Raw genomic sequence first — 2,200 nt, 5'->3', positions numbered from 1 at the left:
CATCTGGAATGATTCGTTGGCTGGCATCACCGGGCCCCAGGAAACCTGCAGGAAGTGGGTGATCAGCGTTTCAATGTGCTGCAGCGTGCGCTCTTTCGGCGGCGGCGTAGTCAGCGGGTGATCGGCCTTGAACGGGCCTTCCGGCATGTTGCGCATGCACTGGTCGATGATCTTGATGCTCTGGCGCATCTCTTCAACGCGCACCATGCAGCGGTCGTAGGCATCGCCATTGGCAGCCAGCGGCACTTCGAACTCGAAGTTCTCGTAGCCGGAGTATGGACGCGCTTTACGCAGGTCGAAGTCGCAACCGGTCGAACGCAGGCCTGCACCGGTGACGCCCCATTCCAGGGCTTCTTTGGTGTTGTAGGCCGCGACGCCGATGGTACGGCCCTTGAGGATGCTGTTTTGCAGGGCAGCCTTGGTGTATTCGTCGAGGCGTTTTGGCAGCCATTCAACGAAGTCTTTCACCAGTTTTTCCCAGCCGCGCGGCAGGTCGTGGGCAACACCACCGATGCGGTACCAGGCCGGGTGCAGACGGAAACCGGTAATGGCTTCAATCACCGTGTACGCCTTCTGGCGGTCGGTGAAGGTGAAGAACACCGGAGTCATGGCGCCGACGTCCTGGATGTAAGTCCCGAGGAACAGCAGGTGGCTGGTGATCCGGAAGAACTCGGCCATCATGATGCGGATGACGTCGACCTTCTCAGGTACTTTGATGCCGGCCAGCTTCTCGACCGAGAGCACGTACGGCAGGTTGTTCATCACGCCGCCGAGGTAATCGATACGGTCGGTGTACGGGATGAAACTGTGCCACGACTGACGCTCGGCCATCTTCTCGGCACCACGGTGGTGGTAACCGACATCCGGTACGCAGTCGACGATTTCTTCACCGTCCAGTTGCAGAATGATGCGGAACGCACCGTGCGCCGAAGGGTGGTTCGGGCCGAGGTTGAGGAACATGTAGTCCTCGTTCGTCCCGGAGCGCTTCATGCCCCAGTCTTCAGGACGGAAACGCGCGGCTTCTTCCTCAAGCTGTTGCTTGGCGAGGTTGAGGCTGAACGGATCGAATTCGGTAGCACGCGCCGGGAAGTCCTTGCGCAGCGGGTGACCTTCCCAGGTCGGCGGCATCATGATGCGCGACAGGTGCGGGTGGCCTTTGAAGTCGATGCCGAACATGTCCCAGACTTCACGCTCGTACCAGTTGGCGTTCGGCCAGATACCGGTAACGGTCGGCAAGCTGAGGTCGCTTTCGGACAAGGCGACCTTGATCATCACGTCACTGTTACGCTCCAGCGACATGAGGTGATAGAACACGGTGAACTCAGCGTCGCTCGGCAGCCCTTGACGCTTGGTGCGCAGACGCTCGTCCACGCCGTGCAGGTCATAGAGCATGACGTACGGCTTGGGCAGGTTACGCAGGAAGGTCAGGACTTCGACGAGTTTGGCGCGCGCCACCCACAGCACCGGCATGCCGGTGCGGGTCGACTGAGCGGTGAACGCTTCGGCGCCAAAACGGTTGTTCAATTCAACGACCACATCCTGGTCGTCTGCCTTATAAGGCGGGATGTACAGAGCGCTGCCTGTAGTCATGGTTATTTTTTCGCTTTCGGTCAACGTAAAGAATGAAGCCAGCTTCTCGTTTCTTTGTCAGAACAGATCTGGATCAGACTTCGTCAGGGCTGCGCAGGTTGGTGACTGCGATTCGCTGTTCGCGGCGCTGTTCCTTCTGCGAAGGCATGTCGGCGCGATAAACGCCTTGATCGCCAACGACCCAGGAAAGCGGACGACGCTCCTTGCCGATCGATTCCTGCAACAGCATCAAGCCTTGCAGAAATGCTTCCGGACGAGGAGGGCAGCCAGGTACGTAGACGTCCACGGGCAGGAACTTGTCCACCCCTTGAACCACAGAGTAGATGTCGTACATGCCACCAGAGTTAGCGCACGAACCCATGGAGATCACCCACTTCGGCTCGAGCATCTGCTCGTAGAGACGCTGGATGATCGGCGCCATCTTGATGAAGCAGGTACCGGCGATAACCATGAAGTCGGCCTGACGCGGCGATGCCCGGATAACCTCGGCGCCAAAGCGCGCGATGTCGTGGGGCGCCGTGAAGGCGGTGGTCATTTCCACGTAGCAGCACGACAAGCCGAAGTTGTACGGCCACAGGGAGTTCTTACGTCCCCAGTTGACCGCGCGGCT

The 2,200-nt window shown here is 59.4% G+C and carries 2 protein-coding genes; both read right to left on the bottom strand.

Annotated features, from left to right (window positions below):
• On the bottom strand, window positions 1–1,590 hold a 1,590-nt coding region (gene nuoC / locus ACIP1X_RS28690; RefSeq protein WP_400755953.1), incomplete at its 3' end, for an NADH-quinone oxidoreductase subunit C/D.
• A gap of 73 nt (window positions 1,591–1,663) precedes the next feature.
• A partial coding sequence (locus tag ACIP1X_RS28685; RefSeq protein ID WP_400755952.1) for an NADH-quinone oxidoreductase subunit B occupies window positions 1,664–2,200 on the bottom strand: 537 nt, incomplete at its 5' end.

Source organism: Pseudomonas sp. NPDC088885 (assembly GCF_044750025.1).
Taxonomy (GTDB): Bacteria; Pseudomonadota; Gammaproteobacteria; order Pseudomonadales; family Pseudomonadaceae; genus Aquipseudomonas; species Aquipseudomonas rustica.
This window is presented reverse-complemented; position numbering and strand designations above follow the sequence as displayed.